Source organism: Paraburkholderia madseniana, assembly GCF_009690905.1.
Lineage (GTDB): Bacteria > Pseudomonadota > Gammaproteobacteria > Burkholderiales > Burkholderiaceae > Paraburkholderia > Paraburkholderia madseniana.
Genome location: NZ_VOSW01000008.1, coordinates 53742 through 75688 on the forward strand (window position 1 = coordinate 53742; position 21947 = coordinate 75688).

11 protein-coding genes are annotated in these 21947 nt (G+C 59.4%); 8 read left to right on the forward strand and 3 right to left on the reverse strand.

The features are described 5' to 3' along the window. The first annotated feature begins 263 nt into the window (after positions 1 to 263). Positions 264 to 1628, forward strand: a complete 1365-nt coding sequence (locus FSO04_RS06230) for a tyrosine-type recombinase/integrase (protein WP_168435583.1) — start codon at positions 264 to 266, stop codon at positions 1626 to 1628. A gap of 23 nt (positions 1629 to 1651) precedes the next feature. Here the strand turns inward: FSO04_RS06230 and FSO04_RS06235 are convergent, their stop codons facing one another. After that, positions 1652 to 2230: a hypothetical protein gene (locus FSO04_RS06235; protein WP_154558855.1), complete on the reverse strand. Its 579-nt coding sequence runs from the start codon at positions 2228 to 2230 to the stop codon at positions 1652 to 1654. A 1108-nt stretch (positions 2231 to 3338) separates the two neighbouring features. Here FSO04_RS06235 and FSO04_RS06240 point away from each other — a divergent pair. From FSO04_RS06240 to mcrC, 7 genes are all read left to right on the forward strand, one after another. Next, positions 3339 to 8684 (forward strand): ATP-binding protein, encoded by a 5346-nt coding sequence (locus tag FSO04_RS06240; RefSeq protein ID WP_154558856.1) that lies wholly within the window; start codon positions 3339 to 3341, stop codon positions 8682 to 8684. A gap of 802 nt (positions 8685 to 9486) precedes the next feature. After that, complete coding sequence (locus tag FSO04_RS06245) at positions 9487 to 10983, forward strand: type I restriction-modification system subunit M (protein ID WP_154558857.1); 1497 nt, start codon at positions 9487 to 9489, stop codon at positions 10981 to 10983. Continuing rightward, positions 10980 to 12506: a type I restriction-modification system subunit M gene (locus FSO04_RS06250; RefSeq protein WP_154558858.1), complete on the forward strand. Its 1527-nt coding sequence runs from the start codon at positions 10980 to 10982 to the stop codon at positions 12504 to 12506. The genes FSO04_RS06245 and FSO04_RS06250 overlap by 4 nt, the downstream gene beginning before the upstream one ends. Next, entirely contained in the window at positions 12499 to 13662 is a 1164-nt protein-coding gene (locus FSO04_RS06255; protein WP_168435584.1) for a restriction endonuclease subunit S, read from the forward strand. Before FSO04_RS06250 ends, FSO04_RS06255 begins: the two co-directional genes overlap by 8 nt. Continuing rightward, a complete protein-coding gene (locus FSO04_RS06260; RefSeq protein ID WP_168435585.1) occupies positions 13659 to 16652 on the forward strand; it encodes a type I restriction endonuclease subunit R in 2994 nt (997 codons plus the stop codon). The genes FSO04_RS06255 and FSO04_RS06260 overlap by 4 nt, the downstream gene beginning before the upstream one ends. 9 nt (positions 16653 to 16661) lie before the next feature. Next, on the forward strand, positions 16662 to 18881 hold the full coding sequence (locus tag FSO04_RS06265; protein ID WP_154558859.1) for an McrB family protein: 2220 nt from the start codon (positions 16662 to 16664) through the stop codon (positions 18879 to 18881). Next, positions 18881 to 19990, forward strand: a complete 1110-nt coding sequence (gene mcrC / locus FSO04_RS06270) for a 5-methylcytosine-specific restriction endonuclease system specificity protein McrC (protein ID WP_154558860.1) — start codon at positions 18881 to 18883, stop codon at positions 19988 to 19990. Before FSO04_RS06265 ends, mcrC begins: the two co-directional genes overlap by 1 nt. Positions 19991 to 20204: 214 nt before the next feature. On the opposite strand, the gene FSO04_RS06275 is transcribed toward mcrC, so the two are convergent. Next, positions 20205 to 20801, reverse strand: a complete 597-nt coding sequence (locus FSO04_RS06275) for a hypothetical protein (protein ID WP_154558861.1) — start codon at positions 20799 to 20801, stop codon at positions 20205 to 20207. A 14-nt stretch (positions 20802 to 20815) separates the two neighbouring features. Continuing rightward, complete coding sequence (locus FSO04_RS06280; protein WP_199203014.1) at positions 20816 to 21799, reverse strand: ImmA/IrrE family metallo-endopeptidase; 984 nt, start codon at positions 21797 to 21799, stop codon at positions 20816 to 20818. Positions 21800 to 21947: the final 148 nt, after the last annotated feature.

Here is a 21947-nt window from a genome sequence, read left to right on the forward strand (position 1 = left end):
GGCTTTTGGACAATCTCGGACCACTTCGGATGTGATCTTTGGTGGGAGGAGGAGGATCGAACTCCCGACCTTCGCATTGCGAATACGAACAAGTCGGGATTCCTTTGGATAGATTGACATACATCGGCACCCGCAAACCATTGTATTTTAACGAATATCTTGAATTCAACCACCCATTGACATTGATCTAAATACCTTTGGTACCGCATAATCCGGTTACACAGCGGTTACACGGGATTGCCGACTCACAAAAAGGAGGCTCGGTGGCGAAGGTCAATTTCACTGCGGCGCGGGTAGAAGCCCATCGCTGCGCCGAAGGTAAGTCACAGTCGTTTCTCTGGGACAGTAAGACCCCGGGGCTGGGCTTGCGTGCCACAACCGGCGGTGCAAAAGCTTACATTTTCCAAGGGAAGATACATGGTTCGACGGTGCGGATCACGATCGGTGATCCGAGAAGTTGGGCGATCGATGTGGCGCAGGAGCGAGCACGTAGCCTCCAGACGCTCATCGACGGCGGCATCGATCCTCGGGAACGAGAGGCTGAGCAGAAGGCTGCACACGAGGCCCGACAGGCAGCCAAACGCCGTCAGGATGTGACCGTCGGGGAAGCGTGGGAACAGTACCTGGAGCATCTACGAACGAAGATTTCGCCCAAGACGAAGAAGCCCAGGTCGGAAAGATACATTACAGACCATATCAACCTCTCCTCGCCCGGCGGTGGTATCGCAAAACGTGGCGGCAAAGAAAAAGTGCGCGGCCCATTAGCACCGCTCATGCCGTGCAGGTTGTCCGAAATCACGGCAACGAGCATGGCCGAGTGGCTGGCGGTTGAAATAGCCCGTGGACCGACGAACGCCGCTCACGCGTTTGGTCTGTTTAAGGCATTCATTCGGTGGTGTGACACGCACGAGACGTACGCAGGCACTATATCCCACGACGCCTACACGTCGCCAAAGGTAAAGGGGATTCTGCCTCGTAGCGTCGCGAAAGACGACTGTCTGCAGCGCGAGCAGTTGAATGTTTGGTTTGGCGCCGTACGTTGCATCGCGAATCCTGTCATCAGTGCATACCTGCAAGGTCTTCTGATCACAGGCGCTCGTCGGGAAGAGCTAGCAGCATTGCGCTGGGAAGATGTGGACTTCCGCTGGCGCAGCTTGACCATGAACGACAAAATCGAGGGTACCGGCGGCAGAACCATCCCGCTGTCTCCGTATTTGGCGAGTCTATTGTTGAATCTGAAGCGACTGAACGAAACTCCTCCCAACAAGCGGCAAGCCACGCGTCTCGCCCAAAATGGCGAGCAGTGGGCGCCATCCGAGTGGGTGTTCACTAGCAGGACCGCAGCCGATGGGAAAATTGCCGAGCCGCGCCATGCGCATAACCGCGCGTTGGCCCCTACAGGTTTGCCGCATATTTCGCTTCACGGCTTGCGCCGATCATTTGGCACACTTTCGGAGTGGGTCGAAGTTCCCGTTGGCGTCGTAGCCCAAATCCAAGGTCATAAGCCATCGGCCATCGCCGAAAAACACTATCGACGCCGCCCCCTTGATCTGTTGCGGATGTGGCATGACAAGATCGAAGCCTGGATGCTCGAACAAGCGAAGATCAAGTTTGAACCGTTGAAGTGATTCCACGCGGCCTGTGCGCCGACTCACCCCAGGTCCGGTGGAGCACGAAAGGCAGCGCGGCGCCGGGTGGGATCAAGGTCGTCGGCAACCGTCAACGCCCATTCGCGCCAGGTGCTATACGCGTCTGCGGGTCGAGCGCCGCTGCCTATTTGATTGTCCAGCATGGCGAGGTACGCACGGATCAGTACTGCGAGTCGCCAATTCTCGACCTCCGAAATTAACACCTCGCGCCGCTGACTTTCCTCCTCGGCCTTTCTCAGTGCCTCCTTTCGTTGCCGCTCTTCTTCCTGGCGTCGGCTTTCAGTCTCTTTCGATTTCCGCTCGAGTTCTGCCCATTCGGCGACCCTTCGGATGGAACCTTGATGCCGATTGTCGATCGCCGCGAGAACGCGTTCGAACTGGTTCTCCAGCAGTTGACCAGGAAGATCCGCGAGCTCGGTATGCCCTGTTCCTTGCTGCTCGACAAACAGCGCAAGTTTCCCCGTGGGCGCCAGCGTCCGGAGCGGTTCACGAGACTTGTTCCAGCTGTTAATGCGATAACGGGTGCCTCGGCTCAGCTTCTCAGTGATGCGAATCTTGACGTAGGCACCTTGTTTGGACAACTTTAGTCTTTCATCGCTTTTCGCAATTTCGACTACATACCCGCTCCGCTATGTGGCAGACATCGTTGAGCAAAGAAAGTCCTCGCTTATAGCTGCATACGGATAAACGCGCCACAAGCTTCCGATGCGTTGTCGTAAGTAGTAGTTGCCCGGCATCACAAAAGTACTCCCAACTACCATATACAGCATCCGCGTCCGGCGGGTATCGCTTCCCCGGATTAGTTTGTTCCAAGTCATGTTTCTTCTTTAGGCGATTGGCTCGAGCGGCATCTTTTTCCATTTGCTGTCGCAGCCCGCGGAGAGCGGGATGCCAATGCGCTTGCGGCTCCTGCGCAACCCCAATGGCAACGCCAGCGTCGCGTCGAACTCGCACGAGGGGCGGCGCACCTGGGTATTGCATTTGGCAAACCGGTTGCGCTTCGATCGACGGAGTCGACGCAGCCACCGTCTGCCGGGACGAGACAGGCGGAAGCGCGGGTCGCTCGACCGGTCGCCCTAGTTCCGTGCGTGTCCAATGTCCCGGCGCAGGCACTGGAATCTGAAGGGCGTCACATACTCGCCGAACCTCTGTTCCGGAAATACCGTGTTTCTTGCCAACGTGCACCATTGGAGCAGCCCGTACGTCTTCGAAAAGTTGCTCACGATCGAATGAATTCGGATCACGGTTGTTTAGCATTGCCAGCTCCCCTGCACACACTTCGAGCAATATGTTCGCATTGGCTAGAGCTACGCTAGGTGGGGACAAGACACAACAGCAGAGTTTACGCTCGCGCCCTATACCGTCCTTATACTCAAAATACCGAAGCAACCAACCCGCACCCGCCGCTCGTCATGCAGCGGGTATCGCGGCACGGCGCAACATAAGGAACGGAGCCACGTGGGCGGCGACTCCCATTTGGCACGTCATCTGCAAAACGAAAACGTTCCGCTTGATACTGGGGGCTTGAGTTAATGAACTCACCGCACTAAGCTCATGCGGGCCGATAAGAGAACTCAATGAGATCGATTACCTGGTGCCGCCAGCGAAACCCAATTCCGTCACAGTGGGCCAATTCCGCGTTCAATTGAGCGCGGCGCGGTATAGAAGGTCGATCCACGGGGAGAAAACATGAGCGCCAGCACCAACGCCCACTTGCTACACGTAGTCAGCGATGGGATCGGAAGCGCCGACGCCGGACTTGCTGGTGAGCCCGAGCCGATCGCCTACCTCGAGCACATCCTAGACCGCGAGCTCCAGCTCACCCTGCGCGGCGTGGAGCTCGGATCTGAACGCGACGACTCGATGCGGCAGCTCACGGAAACCACCGCCACCCTCTATGACGGCCGCATACTGCGCGAGCTGATCCAGAACGCCTACGATGGCTCCGGCGAACATCCGACCGCCGAAATCCTCATCAGACTCGACCTCTCCGCCGGCTCGCATGGCGTCCTTGATGTCGCGAACAGCGGAGACGGCTTCTCGCGCGACGATGTCGATTCCATAGTGAATCCTGCTCGAAGCCGGAAGCGGCCCGGTAACTCGATTGGGCACAAGGGGCTCGGCTTCCGCAGCGTCACCCTTGTCAGTCAAGATCCCCAGATCTATTCGGCCCGCCGACCCCGGCGCGGACCGGGATTCGACGGCTTTTGTTTCCGGTTCGCCTCGGAGCACGCACAGCGCGAGCGTCTGCGGCGATTCGCCACGCCGGAACTCGCCGAGCAGGCCGTCGGCAAGACGCATAGCCTCCAACTACCTCTCGCCATCGCCGAGCCGCCGACGGATGTCATCGGCTACGCCCACGCCGGCTTCGCGACCGTCGTACGCCTGCCATTAATCGACGATATTGCCGCATCTAACATGGAGAAGGAGTGGCAGGCGCTCTTTGACGAGCGCGCGCCGCTGACCCTCTTTCTCACACGCGTGGTTAAGCTCACGATTGAGAAGGTTGACCGAGACGGGCAGGTGACCCGCCGTGAGCTTGTCCGACGCCAGCGCGGAATGCGAGGCCTGCCGGAAATCGCCAACCTCTCGCTCGAAGAGGTGGAGGCTGATGGCCGCATCTTCCTTTTCGCGAGCCGCATAGTGAGGCGCCAACGCTTTCTCGACGCGGTCGAGCGCGCGATCGAGCAGCGCCATAAGGTGGAAAAGTGGCGTGACTGGGTTGGCGACCCGACCGTCAGCATCGCGATCCCACTGAACGCGGACGGCAAGGAAGGCCGTTATTACGCTTTTCTACCAATGGAGACCCCCTCCCCGTTCAACGGCTACCTAGATGCACCGTTCTTTCCAGATCCTGACCGCAAGGGCCTGAGCCTCGAGAACGCGCTCAACGACGAGTTGGTAGACGTCGCGGCGGAGATGTGCCTCGCGCTACTACGCGGCTTCGCCGGCTCCAACGCAACCCGTTCGGCTCACGTACATGGAGCCGTCGACGCAATCACCTGGTCCGACCTTGACCGCATCTTCGCCGCCGCAGAGGCGGCGGAGTTACAGATTACCAAACTGCCACTGCCAGTTGTCAGTCGCGCAGACACCGACCGGCGCTGGAGTACGCTCGACCACGTCTTTGACTGGGCCGATCAAAAATATAGATCGCTAGCCGCGGTATGGATGGCCAAGGTCACGGGCGCGCACCTCCTTCGTCGAAACCTAGGAGCCCGGCGTGTAGAGGTGCTGCGCACGCTAGCGGACGAAGCTGAACTTCCCCTTGAGCCGGACGCACAACGCCTCGCGAGTTGGATACCGATGCTTGCGGCCGACCTGGGACGCCAGCGGAAGGCAACCAACCGCCAGTGGGAGGACTTCTACGCGGACCTCACCACCAGACCGGACATCCTCGCCTTGCTCAAAGGCCAGCCGATCTTCAGGAACGAGTCACGCAGGATCGTCCGCGCCGAGGGCGGGCTCTCGGACGACGGACGTCCCGTCCAGTTCTTCATCAACGCCGATCCGACCCGAACCACCCGCAAGAAAAAGCGGCTGGAGGATACAGGCGTTTTCCCCCCGAGCAGCATCACCAAGGGAATGGAGTTCGCTGATCCGACTCTCGCGTGGCCCCCCGAAGTGGTGGCCGCCTTCGTCAATGCTGGTCTCGCAAGCGAGTTCCGTCTGGTTCAAGTGGTCTCGCGAATCGGAACACTGCTCGGGGCAGGTCCACGGCAACGAGACGCGCGGGAGGCGCTCTTTTGGGCGTTCCGCTCCTGGAGGGCACACCGCAGCGACGAGTTCGACAAGGTACTCCGCAAGGCAGCCCTCTGGGTGCCGCTTGCGGCCGGCGGGATCGCGAAAGCGAATCAGGCCTACTTCTCCGCAGGATGGCGCGACACGCTCGGCGATCTCCTTACAGAGCTGTGCATGGAGGCTGGCCAGGAGCGACAGATCGCCGGGGTCGCCAAGCACTTATTGCCCACATGGACGAACTGGCCGCTCGGCCGCGAAAGCGCCCAGGACTGGCGAGACTTCCTACGGCACGCTGGCGTAAACGATGGCCTACCCTGGCACCGCACCCCCGAGGTACGGATGGACTGTTGGATGTGGAGCAGCCTCAAGTCAGGGTCTCTCGGCCAACAGAACTTCGAGAGGGAGTTGGGTGTCTACTGGCGAGAGGAGGTCGCACGCTCCACAAGCAGGATCACCTTCGCTAGCGGCGCCTACGTCACCCCGGGCGTTCCCTATCTATGCGGGCAGGATCGCTACGACACGCTGAGCGGACCGGCGCGGCTAGCCTACGGACGGCTAGCTATCCAAGCAATCGCGCGCCTCCCTGAAACCGCGATGACCTTCACAGTGAAGCGCGAAGGCCCTCGCTCTGAGACCGTAACATGGCCAAGCGGAATTCTGGCCTTCCTACGCTCCGCCGCATGGCTTCCGGCTTCCGGCAGCGACGAATTTGAAGGATTGCGCGTGGATCAATGCTGGCTGGGCACGCGCACCGAGGTGCCTCGATTCGTCCGTCGAGTGGATCGCCCCGTCAGAGAGCTTATCGAGAGCAACCAGAAGCTCCGGCAGGTCCTCTCGTCCTGGCTCGGCATGCTCAACTGGGCGGACCAAAAGAGCGCGCCCAAGCGGATCTTGGCCCTTGGGGAGATGCTGGCTAGCGGCATTTCCGATGCCTTCCTAGACGACTTCCGGAAGGCGTATCGCGAGGCCTGGTCGCAATACAGCCAACTCACTCCCCGCCCCCTATTCCAAGGCGAAATTGAACTTGCGGTCGACACCAAGGGTGGCCTGCGATCACTCTGCGTCTCAAAGACAGCGCCGCCCAAGGAGACGATCTACGTTGACGACGGCTCGCAGCCTACCTTCCAGCAGGTGCTCGTCTCCCTAGGCCACCGCACGCTCGAGGTGCCACCGGTCTCAGCAGAGAGCTGCATCGCAGCGCTCGGCACCGACCTGGGATGTAAGGTGCAGCCGATCCAAGAGGACGTCCTTACGATCGAGACCGACAATGAGCGGTTTGCTCCCAGTGCCGAGAACCCGCTTCTTGTCGACAGGGGACGAGAGTGGATCGCCGACGTCGCCGTCCTAGTGCTCGAGGTCAGCTCCAACCTTAATAACCAGAACACGCTCCGCGCCCGGCAAGCGCTCAGCGACGCGGTCCGACGCGTTAGGCTGCGGTTCGTGGAGCGGATCACGGTTGCCGTGGACGGAAACCCTAGCTCGTTGCCGCCGGAACTCGATGGCATCCTTCCCGTTCCGAACGATGACAATCCAACCATCATCGCAGCGGGAAGCGGACTCGACTGGCCTACTCTCTCACGAGTCGCAGCTGCGGTGCCTCTCGCGATTGGGAGGCCAAATCTCATGGACGCGTTCCGCTTTACCTTTGTAGCGCTCGAGAACGAGATGTCACGGGAGGGTGACGACCTGCGCACGCCCACCGATCAGGAACTCGCCCGTGTGCTCGGTCGACCGGTCCCACGCGTTGTGGAGCTGCTTCGCTCGCTGCGAGCGACGACGCCACGCCTGCTAAAGTTCCTCCTGCCGATCCTCCACTCGAGGGGGCATGCCGAGGCCGTGGCTGCGCTATCCGAGGCAGCGGACCGACTGACCGATGATGGCGACGTCGTGGCAGCGCTGGCGAACGCCGGCATGGCCGCCGCCCCTGCAGCGGAGCTCGTGGCGAAGTGCCGGGACGCCGACACGCTGAACGGCCTCAGACGCGATCTAGGTATCAGCTTCCGCGTCCTCAACACCAGCCTCGTCGCGCTCGGCTACACGCCGCTCGACTTCGGCGACCGCCTCGCGGAACGCTTCTCGATGCGGGTGGAGCAGCGCCGCAGTGAACTCGAGCGCGTTGTACGCGACGCCCACAAGGCAAAAGTCGACCAAGTCGGTGGGCTCGCGGCCTATTCGACCGACATCGGCCTCACTTGGCTCATCATGCCCAGCGACTGGGCCCACGAGCACGATGACGTCGACGGCGCGATGGTCGACCAAGAGATCGACCAACAGACTGCCGAACGTTTTAGCCCGGGTCCGTTCGTAACTTCGGAACTTCCCGACCGCCTTCGCCAGCACAACCGGCAGCTGCTCGCCTGTATGGCGGGCGAACTGCGGCGCCTCGTGCGAGCCTGGGCTAGGCAGAATTCGGCGACCGTTCCGGAGGCATGGACAGGCGCTGCCGAGACCCTCGGTCGCGCAGCGGTGACGTCCGGCACCTTCGACTTCGACAAGCTCGACGCTGACACGCTTGTCCCGGCGCTCCACCGGGCAGGCCTTTGGCCGGCCGGAATGCTCGCTAGCCGAGATGCCGGGGCCATGAATCTAACGACAGACGACCTTGCCTTCGAGGAACGGGAGGAACGCGAGCGCCAATCCCGCCAGCAAAAGGAGCGACGAAGTCTCCGGTTCGGCAACACGGAAATCGACGGTGGCGCCGACGGCTGGCTAGATGCGGTCGCGAAGGCGATGGAGAACGCGCTGAGCAGCCGCGATTTCCGCGACCGGTCGGGGCTCGCCGCCCTCCATCCTTTCGGACCAGGAGAACCGCAGAAAAGACCAAGCCGAGGCGGAGGAGCCAGACGAGACGACCCTCAATACCTTAGCCAAGAGCAGCGCGACCTGATCGGCTTCGCCGGCGAACTCGCAGCCTACCGTCACCTCCGCTCCAAGCACCGCAACTTGCGTCCGGAACACTGGGTCTCGTCAATGGGGAGACGATACCTTGGCCTTACTCCACTCGACGACCAAGGCTTCGACTTCAAGGTGTCGGATTCGAAGGGCTTCATCCACTACGAGGTTAAGGCGCACACAGGCGACCCGGGGTACGTGGATTTGGAGCGATCGCAGGTTACCGCGGCCGTCTCGATGCGTGGCGAAGGCGCGAACCGCTGGCACATCCTCTACGTCGTGAACGTGCGAACCCCTACCGTCGCTGTGTACGAGTTGCCCAATCCGTATTCGGACGACGCGGCCAAGCTCTTCAGGGAGAGCCACCGGCAGGGTGTACGGCTCGCGATCAGAAGGGAGTGATGCCCAGATTCGGTCGATGACTTAGTTCACACGAAGGTGCTTGCGCCTACGGCGAACCCTGCGCGTTCAGATATCGCGACAGACGTGCCGCACGAACGGCTTTCTTGGGTGCACTGCCTTGCACGATTGTGAACGGAACGTCATCGGTGCGACGTTAATCACGCTCTGCATGAACCGATTGAACGTGTGAAGTGCACGATTTGATAACCGTTACTACGCAACACTTACTGTTGACGAACGCCGTGGCGAACATCTGATTGAAGTAGTCAACTGACCCGACTCGCCCTCAAAAGCCGCAAGTCATCTTCTTTCATCTGTTGCCTTTGCTATGCGGCGCTCGTCGCTCCATTCCCTGCAGGAGCCCTCCCGGCTGACGCCGGCCCAAGATCCCGCTCGTCGGCCCGCGCGAGAAGCCAATGCGTAAGCTAAACTTTCGACCTTGCGCAGCCTTGCTTTCCAGCCCTATTTCCGGCAATAAGCGCAGCCCATGTCCACCAGTCAGGTGAGGACTGGATTCTGATCACCAAGGAGCTCACCGACGAACTGAAGGTCACCGCTCGGCGGTCTAAAGTCCGGTGGCCGCCAAGGCGACCCCGGCCCCCAAGGTCTGCGTGACGTGGCGATTTCGGGGTTGGAGATTGACGGCTGGATAATGCAGCAGCCTTAACTGGAAAAAGCGTGTTTTAGGCGGACAGCGATGCTGCCGGCAATAGTGGACGATGAACCAGGAACCAACCGGGTGTTTCCCATTTTTTGCATCGGGCCATCGCTCGCTCGAAAAGAATATCGAGGACAAGCAACAATGAGCGATCAACAAATCACACTGAGTCAACTGGAGAGTCACCTTTGGGAGTCTGCCAACATCCTGCGCGGCCCAGTGGATGCGGCTGACTTCAAGACCTACATCTTCCCGCTGCTGTTCTTCAAGCGCATCTGCGACGTTTGGGATGAGGAATACCAGGAGATCGTCGACGAGACAGGCGACGAGCAACTCGCCTGGTTCCCTGAATCGCACCGATTCCAGATCCCTGAGGACTGTCACTGGAATGACGTCCGCACCAAGGCAAGCAACGTCGGTGCGGCGTTGCAGCGTGCGATGCGCGAGATTGAGAGGTCCAACCCTGACACCCTCTATGCCGTGTTTGGCGATGCACAGTGGTCGAATAAAGACCGGTTGTCGGACGCTTTGCTCAAAGACCTGATCGAGCACTTCTCCAAGCTGTCGTTTGGCAACCAGAAGGTCGATTCAGACCTGCTTGGCGACGCCTACGAATACCTGATCAAGAAATTCGCCGATGCCACCAACAAGAAGGCGGGCGAGTTCTACACCCCACGCAGCGTGGTGCGGCTGATGATCGACATGCTCGATCCGAAGGAAGCGGAAACCATCTACGACCCGGCTTGCGGTACCGGCGGTATGTTGCTGGCCGCTGTGCAGCACGTCAAAGAAATGCACGGCGACGTCAAGCGTCTATGGGGCAAACTGTACGGGCAGGAAAAGAACCTTACCACCTCATCCATTGCGCGGATGAACCTGTTTCTGCACGGCATTGAGGACTTTCAGGTGGTGCGCGGCGACACCCTGCGCAACCCGGCCTTCTTCGAGGGCGACCGGTTGGCCACCTTCGACTGCGTGATCGCCAATCCGCCGTTCTCGCTGGAGAAGTGGGGCGAGGACCAGTGGTTGAACGATCCCTTCGGCCGCAACTTTGCCGGTCTGCCGCCCTCATCAAGCGGTGACTTCGCCTGGGTACAGCACATGGTCAAGTCGATGGCTGACGTGACCGGCCGGATGGCCGTGGTCCTGCCCCAAGGAGCACTTTTCCGCAAGGGTGTTGAGGGCAGCATCCGCCAGAAACTGCTGGAATTGGATCTTATCGAGGCCGTGATCGGGCTCGCGCCCAATCTGTTCTACGGCACCGGGCTCGCCGCGTGCATCCTAGTCCTGCGCAAGCGCAAACCGGCCAAGCACAAAAAGAAGGTCCTGATCGCCGATGCCTCACGACTGTTCCGCCGAGGCCGTGCGCAAAACTATCTGGAGCCCGAGCATGCAGCGGACATCCTCGGCTGGTATCGCGGCTTCACCGATGTGCAGGACGCCGTCCGGGTGGTCACCCTCGACGAGATCAAAGCCGAAGGCTGGACGCTGAACATCTCGCGCTACGTCCTGCCGCCGCTGCAAGAAGACATCCCGCCGCTGCCTGACGCCATCGCGGCGTTCAAGGATGCACTAACCCGCTGTCGCGAGGCCGAAGAGCGGCTCGCGCAGGTCATGATTGGTGAGGGATGGCTGCAATGAGTCACCCAAGCAAACGCATCAGCCAGCAAGAGCTGGAAAGCTACCTGTGGGGCGCCGCCGTGCTCCTGCGCGGCCTCATCGACGCCGGTGACTACAAGCAGTTCATTTTCCCGTTGCTGTTCTACAAGCGCGTGTCCGATGTCTGGGACGAGGAATACCAGGCGGCGCTGGCCAACTCAAGTGGCGACCTCTCCTATGCCCAGTTCGCCGAGAACCATCGCTTCCAGATCCCTGCAGGGGCACATTGGGATGACGTGCGCCAGGCCCCGAAGAACGTTGGCGCTGCCATCCAGAAGGCCATGCGCGCGATCGAGACAGCCAACCCAGATCTGCTCGACGGCATCTTCGGTGACGCGCCGTGGACCAACCGCGAGCGTTTGCCTGACGAAACGCTGAAAAACCTCATCGAGCACTTCTCGACCCAGACGCTGTCGGTGGCCAATGTGCCCGAGGACGAGCTCGGCAACGCCTACGAATACCTCATCAAGAAGTTTGCAGACGATTCTGGACACACGGCGGCCGAGTTTTACACCAACCGCACCGTCGTCCACCTGATGACGCAACTGCTGGCTCCGCAGGCCGGCGAGTCGATTTACGACCCCACCTGCGGCACCGGCGGCATGCTGATCTCGGCGCTGGACCAAGTGAAGCGCTCCGGCGGCGAATACCGCACGCTCAAGCTCTACGGGCAGGAGCGCAACCTCATTACCTCGTCCATCGCCCGCATGAACCTGTTTCTGCACGGCGTCGAGGACTTCGAAATCATCCGGGGCGACACCTTGGCCGACCCGAAACACATCGAGGGTGACCGCCTGCGCCAGTTCGACGTGATCCTGGCCAACCCGCCGTATTCCATCAAACAGTGGAACCGCGAAGCCTGGCGAAGTGACAAGTGGGGCCGCAACTCCCTGGGCACGCCGCCGCAGGGCCGCGCCGATTACGCATTCCAGCAGCACATCCTGACCAGCCTCACGGCCAAGGGCCGCTGCGCCGTGCTCTGGCCCCACGGCGTGCTGTTCCGCAACGAGGAGCTGGCCATGCGGACCAAGATGATCGAGAAGGACTGGGTGGAAGCCGTAATCGGCTTAGGCCCCAACCTGTTCTACAACTCCCCAATGGAGTCGTGCATCGTCATCTGCAACCGTAAGAAACCTGCTCCGCGCAAGGGCAAGGTGATCTTCATCGACGCGGTGAACGAGGTCACCCGGGAACGCGCGCAGAGTTTCCTGAAACCCGGACACCAGCAGCGCATCCTGACCGCCTACAAAGCCTCTGCGGATGTGCCCGGTTTCGCCAAGGTCGCCACCCTGGCCGAGATCGGCGACAACGCGGGCAATCTGTCGATCCCGCTGTATGTGAAGCGCGTTGCCGCCGCGCCCGCGACCGACAGCAATGGCGATGCGGTATCGCTGCGCTCCTCTTGGGAGAAATGGCAAACGGATAGTCGGGCTTTCTGGCAACAGATGGATGCGTTGGTGGAAACGCTGGATGGACTGATCACGGAGGACGTCGAGCGTGTCTGATAACAAGAGATTGAAGCCGGGCTGGAAGGTCTGGCGCTTCGACCAGATGGCGACCAACGTCAATGTCCGCATCGACAACCCGTCCGAGTCCGGAATGGAGCACTACGTTGGCCTCGAACATCTGGATTCCGACTCGCTGAAGATCCGCCGCTGGGGTACGCCCGACGATGTCGAAGCGACCAAGCTGATGTTCAAGAAGGGCGACATCATTTTTGGACGCCGCCGTGCTTACCAGCGCAAGCTCGGTGTCGCTGAGTTCGATGGGATTTGCTCAGCACATGCGATGGTGCTGCGCGCCAAGCCTGACGCCGTTCTTCCCGAATTCCTACCGTTCTTTATGCAGAGCGCCCTGTTCATGAACAGGGCGGTTGAAATTTCAGTTGGCTCGCTTTCCCCGACGATTAACTGGAAGACTTTGGCAGTACAAGAATTCACGCTTCCACCCAAGGACGATCAAGCTCGCCTGGTCAATTTACTCCTGGCTATGGAGCATGTGACCACTTGTCATGAGGCCATTGCACGTCACGCTGATCATTTGAGTCGCGCACTTCTCAGTGATGTTCTAAATCGTGAATGGCCAGTTGTCGACCTTGGCTCAGTCGCTCAGAGCACCCAGTACGGCCTTTCAATCAACGCCGGATCGGACGGGCAGTATCCGATGCTGCGAATGATGAATATTGAAGACGGGCTTTGCGTCGAAAACGACATCAAGTATGTAGACCTCAACGACAAAGACTTCGAAGCCTATCGACTCGTCCACGGCGATGTGCTTTTCAACCGGACCAACAGCTACGAGTTGGTTGGCCGAACAGGGGTCTACGAACTTGAGGGCGATCACGTTTTTGCTTCGTACCTTGTGCGGATCAAAACGAACCCTGAAAAGCTAGAGCCGAAGTTCCTCACTCTTTACCTGAACTCTGATTTCGGACGTCGACAAGTTCTTGCTTACGCGACGAAGGCAGTAAGCCAGGCAAACGTGAACGCCAGCAACTTGCTCCGTGTGCGCCTTCCTTTGCCGCCGTTGGAAGTACAGCAACAACTGTTGGATGAGATAGAGAACGCTAAGTCTGCGGAAAAAGCGGCAACGGGACGTCGTTTTTCTGCCGAAGAGATGAAGAAGCAGTTGTTAGCAGAAATTGCGGGGGGCGCAGAGTGAGTCCTTTCAACGAATCAAATACCGTCGAAGCCTACGTCCGCGACCTGCTCGCCGGCCCGATCAAGGCCACGTCTGTCAACACGGTCCGGGAACTCCTCGCCAGTTATGGCCCCAGCCCCAAAGGCATCGGCTGGCGCTACGCGGCACCTGCTGAAGTGCCGCGCCAGATTCAGGAGGTGCTGGTCGAGTCGTGGCTGCAGGATGCGCTGATCCGCCTGAACCCGGAGATTGCAGCCCAACCCGACCGTGCCGACGAGGTGCTCTACAAACTGCGCGCCATCGTGCTGTCGGTGCGCTCGGATGGCCTGATCCGTGCCAACGAGGAGATGACCGCCTGGATGCGCGGCGAGCGCTCCATGCCCTTCGGCCAGAACAACGAACATGTGCCGGTGCGGCTGATTGACCTGGACGACCTGTCGCAGAACCAGTACATCGTCACCCAGCAGTTCACCTACCGTGCCGGCCCCACCGAGCGTCGTGCCGATCTGGTGTTACTGGTCAACGGTCTACCACTGGTCCTGATCGAGGCGAAAACGCCTGTCAAGAAGTGCATCAGTTGGGTGGATGGCGCGGTGCAAGTGCACGACGACTATGAGAAGTTCGTGCCCGAGCTGTTCGTCTGCAATGTGTTCTCGGTGGCCACCGAGGGCAAAGCCTACCACTACGGCTCCATTGGCTTGCCAGTCAAGGATTGGGGCCCGTGGCATCTGGATGGCGACGGCGATGACGGCCAACACCACCCATTGAAATCCCTCAAGCTGTCGGCCGAGAGCATGCTGCGGCCCCACGTGGTGCTGGATATCCTCGGCAGCTTCGCCCTGTTTGCCACTGACAAGAAAAAACGCCGCATCAAGATCATCTGCCGCTACCAGCAATACGAAGCGGCCAACAAATTGGTCGAGCGCGTGCTGGCGGGTTACCCGAAGAAGGGCCTGATTTGGCACTTCCAGGGCTCGGGAAAGTCGCTGCTGATGGTGTTTGCTGCGCAGAAGCTGCGCATGCACGCCGGCCTGAAGAATCCCACGGTGCTGATCGTGGTAGACCGTATCGACCTTGACACCCAGATTACCGACACATTCACGGGCGCAGACATCCCCAATCTGGAAAAGGCCGACAGCCGCGAGAAACTGCAGCAAATGCTGGCGCAGGATGTGCGCAAGATCATCATCACGACGATCTTCAAGTTTGGCGAGGCGACCGGCAGCCTGAACGACCGCAGCAACATCATCGCGCTGGTGGACGAAGCCCACCGTACGCAGGAAGGCGACCTGGGCCGCAAGATGCGAGAGGCGCTGCCCAATGCGTTTCTTTTTGGCCTGACCGGTACGCCGATCAACCGCGCCGACCGCAACACCTTCTATGCCTTTGGTGCCGACGAGGATGAAAAGGGCTACATGAGCCGCTATGGCTTTGAGGAGTCGATCCGCGACGGCGCCACGCTGAAGCTGCACTTCGAGCCGCGCCTGATCGACCTGCATATCGACAAGGCCGCCCTCGACGCCGCCTACAAGGATTTGACCGGGGGCCTCTCGGACCTGGACAAGGACAATCTCGCCAAGACAGCAGCCAAGATGGCCGTGTTGGTCAAAACTCCCGAGCGTATTCGTAAGGTATGCGAGGACATCGTTCAGCATTTCCAGACCAAGGTGGAACCGAACGGGTTCAAAGGCCAGATCGTCACCTTCGATCGCGAGTCCTGCCTGCTGTTCAAGGCCGAGCTGGACAAGCTACTGCCACCGGAAGCCACGGATATCGTCATGTCGGTGCAGGCCGCCGACAAGAAGGAACACCCAGAGTACGCCATCTACGACCGTACACGCGATGAAGAAGAACGGCTGCTCGATCGCTTCCGCGACCCGGCTGACCCGCTGAAATTGATCATTGTTACAGCCAAGCTGCTGACTGGCTTCGACGCGCCCATCCTCCAAGCGATGTATCTGGACAAGCCGCTGCGTGACCACACGCTGTTGCAGGCGATTTGTCGAGTGAACCGAACTTACTCTGAGCAGAAAACCCACGGACTGATCGTGGACTACCTCGGCATCTTCGATGATGTGGCGGCGGCGCTGGAGTTCGACGATCAGAGTGTTAAGCAAGTGGTCGGCAACATCCAGGAGCTAAAGGACAAGCTGCCGGAAGCGATGCAAAAGTGCCTGGCGTTCTTCACCAGTTGTGACCGCACACAGCAAGGCTACGAGGGCTTGATCGCTGCGCAGCAATGCCTCCCCAACAACGAAGTCCGCGACAACTTTGCAGCCGAATACAGTGTCCTCAACAAGATCTGGGAGGCACTGTCACCGGACACCGTACTGGGGCCGTTTGAGCAGGACTACAAGTGGTTGTCGCAGGTGTACCAGTCGGTGCAGCCGTCTAGCGGCCACGGCAAGCTGATCTGGCATTCACTCGGCGCCAAGACCATCGAGCTGATCCATCAGAACGTGCACGTGGACGCGGTGCGTGACGACCTGGACACCTTGGTCCTCGACGCGGATCTACTGGAAGCCGTGTTGTCGAACCCCGATCCCAAGAAGGCCAAAGAGATTGAGATCAAGCTCAAGCGCAGGCTCAGAGGGCACGGTGGCAATCCGAAGTTCAAGCAGCTTTCCGAACGGCTCGACGCTTTGAAAGACCGCTTCGAATCCGGCCAGATCAACAGCGTGGAGTTTCTGAAGCAACTGCTGGAGATCGCCAAGGAAACCCTGCAGGCGGAGAAGGACACCCCACCCGAGGAGGACGAGGATCGCGGCAAGGCCGCCCTGACTGAGCTTTTTAACGACGTCAAGACGGCCGAAACGCCCATCATGGTCGAGCGGGTTGTGGCCGACATCGACGAAATCGTTCGGCTGGTGCGCTTCCCCGGCTGGCAAGGCACGCAGGCCGGCGAGCGAGAGGTGAAGAAGGCGCTGCGCAAGGCTCTTTTTAAATATAAGTTACACGCGGATGAGGAGCTGTTCGAGAAGGCCTACAGCTACATCCGGCAGTATTACTAAGGGGGCGGAATGGCGGACCAGAAGTACGAAAATGCATCGGGTGCTACATGGTTTGTCGGCGCCAGTTACGGCGGTACTGATGACCAGACGCCGCGATTCCTGTCCGAGGGCATTTGGGAGAACGGATTCGACGACAAGCACCTCGACCTGGTGCGATCGATGCGACCTGGCGACCACATTGCCGTCAAATCATCGTATACGCGTAAGCATGATTTGCCTTTTGACAATCGCGGTCATACGGTTTCCGTGATGGCCGTCAAGGCGGTTGGCAAGATCACAGAAAACTTGAACGATGGCAAGCGCGTGCGGGTCGACTGGACCCAGGTCGAGCCGGTTCGGGAATGGTACTTCTACACCCACCGAGGAACGGTGTGGCGAGTGCTGCCAGGCGAGTGGATGACTGATGGTTTGATCGCTTTCGCGTTCGAAGGCAGGCCGCAAGACATCGACCGCTTCCGGAATGCGCCCTATTGGCGGGAACGATTTGGAAAGACTGCGCCCAACAAGCACAGATTCGGCTGGACGGAGTTTTATGAAGCGGTGGCCGAGAAGATGCTCGCGTACGCCGAGAACCGGACGCCGCTCATAGAGGGCATTCACGAGATCGCTTTGCGCGTGCCCGGTCTCACTTACCTGCACGACAAGTTTCCGGATGGCAGCAGCAGCCCATTGCGAGACATTTGCCCTTTCACGGCAATGGGCACATTCAACCGAACGATGACCGATGCCAACCGGAAAACGATAGCCGGAGAGCTCGCCAAGTTTCTTGGCGTCACCGTCCCCGCTCCTGAGTCTTTCGAGGGCATTCCTGTTCTCAACAACCAGCGTTCCTGGTTCTTCCGTTATGCCGACAATCGCGGCTCAGGCGACATCGATGCTTTGTGGAAGGTGTTTGCCGCAGCAAGTCGCATGGTCGAGGGTGAAGGATCAGAGGTACGTGCGGACTTTGCAGCGGCCTACGACAATGCGATCGAGGTCTGGGGTGTCGCTTGGAACCTATCAACGGGCCTTTACTGGAGCCACCCCTGGGAGTTCGCGACGCTCGACAGCCAGTCCCGCAACTACATCAACAAGCGGCTTCGGCTTCAAGTCGCAACCAGTCGACCGCAAGCGCCTTGCGAAGCCGAGAGTTACCTGAAGCTGCTGGATGACCTGAAGTCTCGATTCACAGAAGACAGCTACCCCGTGCACAGCTTTCCGGAGTTGTCACTGGAGTCGTGGCTGTACAAGGACCCTGTCGAAGAACCTACGCCGCCCGGCGACGTGCATGACAACGGAGCTGGGAACGAAATATCGGAGGATGAGGCTGCACAAGGAGCTGTCCAGGCTGCGGCACCGATTGTGCCGTACTCGGTCGATGACATCCTCAGAGATGGGTGCTTCCTCGAACGGGAGGAGATCAATAGCCTCATAGACCGCCTGCGCGCCAAGAAGAACCTGATCCTCCAGGGGCCGCCGGGCACCGGCAAGACTTGGCTCGCAAAGCGTCTGGCTTTCGCGTTGATAGGGCAGAAGGATGAAAGCAAGATCCGCGCGGTGCAGTTTCATCCGAACCTGTCTTACGAGGATTTCGTTCGGGGTTGGCGACCCACCGGCGATGGTAGGTTGTCCTTGGCCGATGGCGTCTTCATGCAGGCCATCGAGGCCGCTTCGAAAGATCCGTCGTCGAAGTTCGTCGTGGTGATTGAAGAGATCAATCGTGGCAACCCGGCACAAATCTTCGGCGAGCTGCTGACGCTACTGGAGGCGGGCAAACGCACCCCCAGTGAAGCGCTTGAACTCTGCTACTCGGATGCGGACGGCAGGCACCGCCCAGTCCATATCCCAGAAAATCTCCATGTGATCGGTACCATGAACATTGCCGACCGGTCGCTTGCGCTGGTCGATCTGGCGCTACGCCGCAGGTTTGCTTTCATCGGGCTTGAACCCAGACTAGGGAATGCTTGGCGAAACTGGGTGGTCGAAAAGCGCAACGTCGAGCCGGCCTTAGCGGCCGATATCGAACGACGGATTGGCGAGTTGAATGATCAGATCCATGCCCGACTGGGCAAGCAGTTCCGAATCGGCCACAGCTATGTCACTCCCGACCACCGGTTGGAGGATGGGGGAACAAGGCAGTGGTTCCAGCAGGTGGTTGAAACGGAGATCGGGCCACTGCTCGATGAATACTGGTTTGACGCCGCCGACGAAGCACAAAAGGCGTGTGCGAGGCTGACAGAGGGCTGGTAATGGAAGCTGCCGCAGAGCACGTCGGGAACGCACCGGACACTGGATACATCGGACGCGTCCCGGTTCGTAGCCTATGGCTGCTTATGCTCTACGCGTCGGACTTGTTTCGCATGCGGGGCGTAGGCCAGGTCGGACTGGAGGATAGCCCGGATGATTTGCCGGATCTGGTCGCGGAGATCCTTGCCCGCGCGGTGGAGTTGAGGCAGCGACGCCACCTCAGCCTTGGCTATAGCTCTCGGGAGGCCGTGCTCAATCGGGTTCGGGGCCGAATTGATCTGCTGACGACTGAGCGGCATCAGCTTTTGTCACGCGGGCTGGTGGCGTGCCGATTTGACGAACTGACAATCGATACACCCCGGAATCGGTTCGTTCGTGCCGCCCTCGAAGCGGTCTCACGATGTGTGCGCCGAAAGGACACGGCACACCGTTGCAGGTCGTTGGCCAGCGGCATGAGGTCCATGGGCGTATCTGGTCACGCACCGACCCGAGCCGCGATGAGCGTGGATCGTTTCGGCCGGCACGACGCAGATGATCGGTTCATGGTGGCAGCGGCCAAGCTCGCATTTGACCTCGCTCTTCCCACCGAATCCGCCGGCGCGAACGTGCTGTCTCTGCCGGAACGTGAGGTCACCTGGGTACGCCGGCTCTTTGAGCGCGCTGTCGGCGGCTTCTACGATGTGGTGCTCTCTCCGCAAGGATGGAACGTTCAGTGCGGCCGTACTTTGGGCTGGCAAGTGAGGCAAAAGACTCAGGGAATCGACAAGATCCTGCCCTCGATGAAAACGGACGTGGTGCTCAGCCACACAGCAACCGGTCAGCGAATCGTCATCGACACGAAGTTCACCTCGATCGTAACGAGCGGCTGGCACCGAGATGAAACTTTGCGCAGCGGCTATATCTACCAAATCTACGCCTACCTTCGTTCGCAGGTCGGTCGCGGTGACGCGCTTGCAGATAACGCCAGCGGATTGCTTCTTCATCCGTCTGTTGGCAGCACGGTTGACGAGACTGTATTCATCCAGGGCCACAGGATAAGATTCGCCACCGTTGATCTGACGGCATCCACTGCTGACATCCGATCGCAATTGCTGCGTTTTTCTCAAGGATGAGCCACGCCCCCCCAAAAGTCGGGAGATCCTGAGGCAAAACGGCCTCTGAGTCCACTTTTTTTCGGTTGTGGTCGGGTAGCTTAGTCGAGAGCTGGAAGCAAGAAGCCCCGTATGCTGGTCTGTTGCCGTTTGCCCTTGCAGTCGTGTGATTTCGGCGCTCGATATCATCAACGATACCCGAGTTCCAGCCACCGCATGGCCGCAGCTTCGAGCTTCACGCTACCAATATCCAGCCGGAATTAGTTTGCAAGGTGGTGATGTAGGACGATAGACATTCGACGGCGTGCGCCTCGTCGCGTCCGGGGCCGAATGCCATACTTAGCACCCCATCTCCGTCGCGCCCTTTGGCGCATCGCGGACCGATCTCGTGAAAGCCGTATCTCGCGATCATTTGAAGAACCAAGGCCTCGAAACACAGCACTTTGCCCGCGAGCGACGTTTTCACACTTCCTTCCGGGAGAGCGGACAAAGCTTTGATAGCCCGCTTGTCACCGGTCACTAACAAGGCTCCGTCAAGCGTAATAGCTTTTGCAGCGAGAATCGCTTCGCCCGCGTCGATGCCCGTCGACGAAATTTCCAGCAACGCTGCCGTGTCCACGTCCGCATCTGCGATCTTGGTCACGCGCGCGTAGAAAGCCTCAAGGGATGCCAAGGCTTCAGGTGCGTTCTTGAGTCGCTTCCGCAGTGCATACACCGACGAAGACAGGACCCAGATTTCCGCGTGGGCTACCCCCAAATGATGCGGCAGTGCATCCAGCAGATCACAACGAGCAAGCTTGGAAATGATGTCGTTATCGGACAGAACAATCACATAGCGCCCGATAACTAGGTCTTAGTCGCAACGGCTCGTGTCAAGAGGGACGCTTGATCATCTGACAACTCGTCCCAATCGAGATTCGACGTCAATTTTGCATTGACTGCCCCGGGACCGCCGCAGTTTTTCAGAAAGCTCAACGCCCGATTTGCGAGGGGGAAGTTGTTGGCAGCAAAGCCATAGTTGAGCACGATATGCCCAGGATCGATCCGCTTCTCCGCCCCTAGCCGTGCAGCCCCATACGCGAGCGCTTGCGCATCTAGGTAGCGGCTATTAGACGTGTACTTGACGTTCGAGCCGTTCAGCAAATAAATCGCGAAACTGTCGGCCTCTCTTTCGTCAGCATCACCACCTCCCGCCGCTTTGAGCTCTGCGTCGATCAGGGTACCATCGGCGTCGCCAAGGTGGCCCAAAGCAATGTGTCCGATCTCGTGAGCCAGATGAAACAAAAGATACGCGGGCGCGGCGTTACGTGACAACACAATCGCTGCACGTCCATTTTGCTTAACGGCAACGGCGTCCATTTTTTTGCCAGGCAGCGAGCCGATATGCAAAACGGGAATACCGGAAGCAAAGCAGAAGTCAAGCAATGCGTCCAAGTCGACCTGTGGTCTACCTTTGAGGATATTGGCCCTCAGTTGCGTCGGGTCACTCGGCGGCGAAACATATTCCGTCGACATTGCCTGCACAGCAAGCTTTGCCATACCTGTCGCATATTCCGCACTGAGCCTAATGCTGTCTTTGTCGACAGCCTTGCTATGCTTGAACTTCCGATGTGCGGATTGAAAGCGAACGGTCGCTGCGGTGTCGCGAAGCGACGCCAAATCGAAATTCAAACTCCGGGCGAGAATAAGCTGCGCCTGGAGTAGGCCGCTCGGATCGCGAGCGATTTCATCCTCCCACCAATCTGGCAGCAGACTCTTTACAAACGACTTCTTCAGTCCTTGCTGACTCAGGCGGGAGTACAGCGACTGCATCGGGCTGTTTGCAGGCATAGCTTCCTCCCTGTCATCAAAAGAATGAGTCACCGAAGCGCACCATTGGCGCAGTCCGCCGTCCGTCCGGCGGACTGCGCCAATGGTAGCTTGGATTTCGGCACCGAGCAAGAATTTCTTGAATTTCAGTAAGTTAGCACGCTCTCTT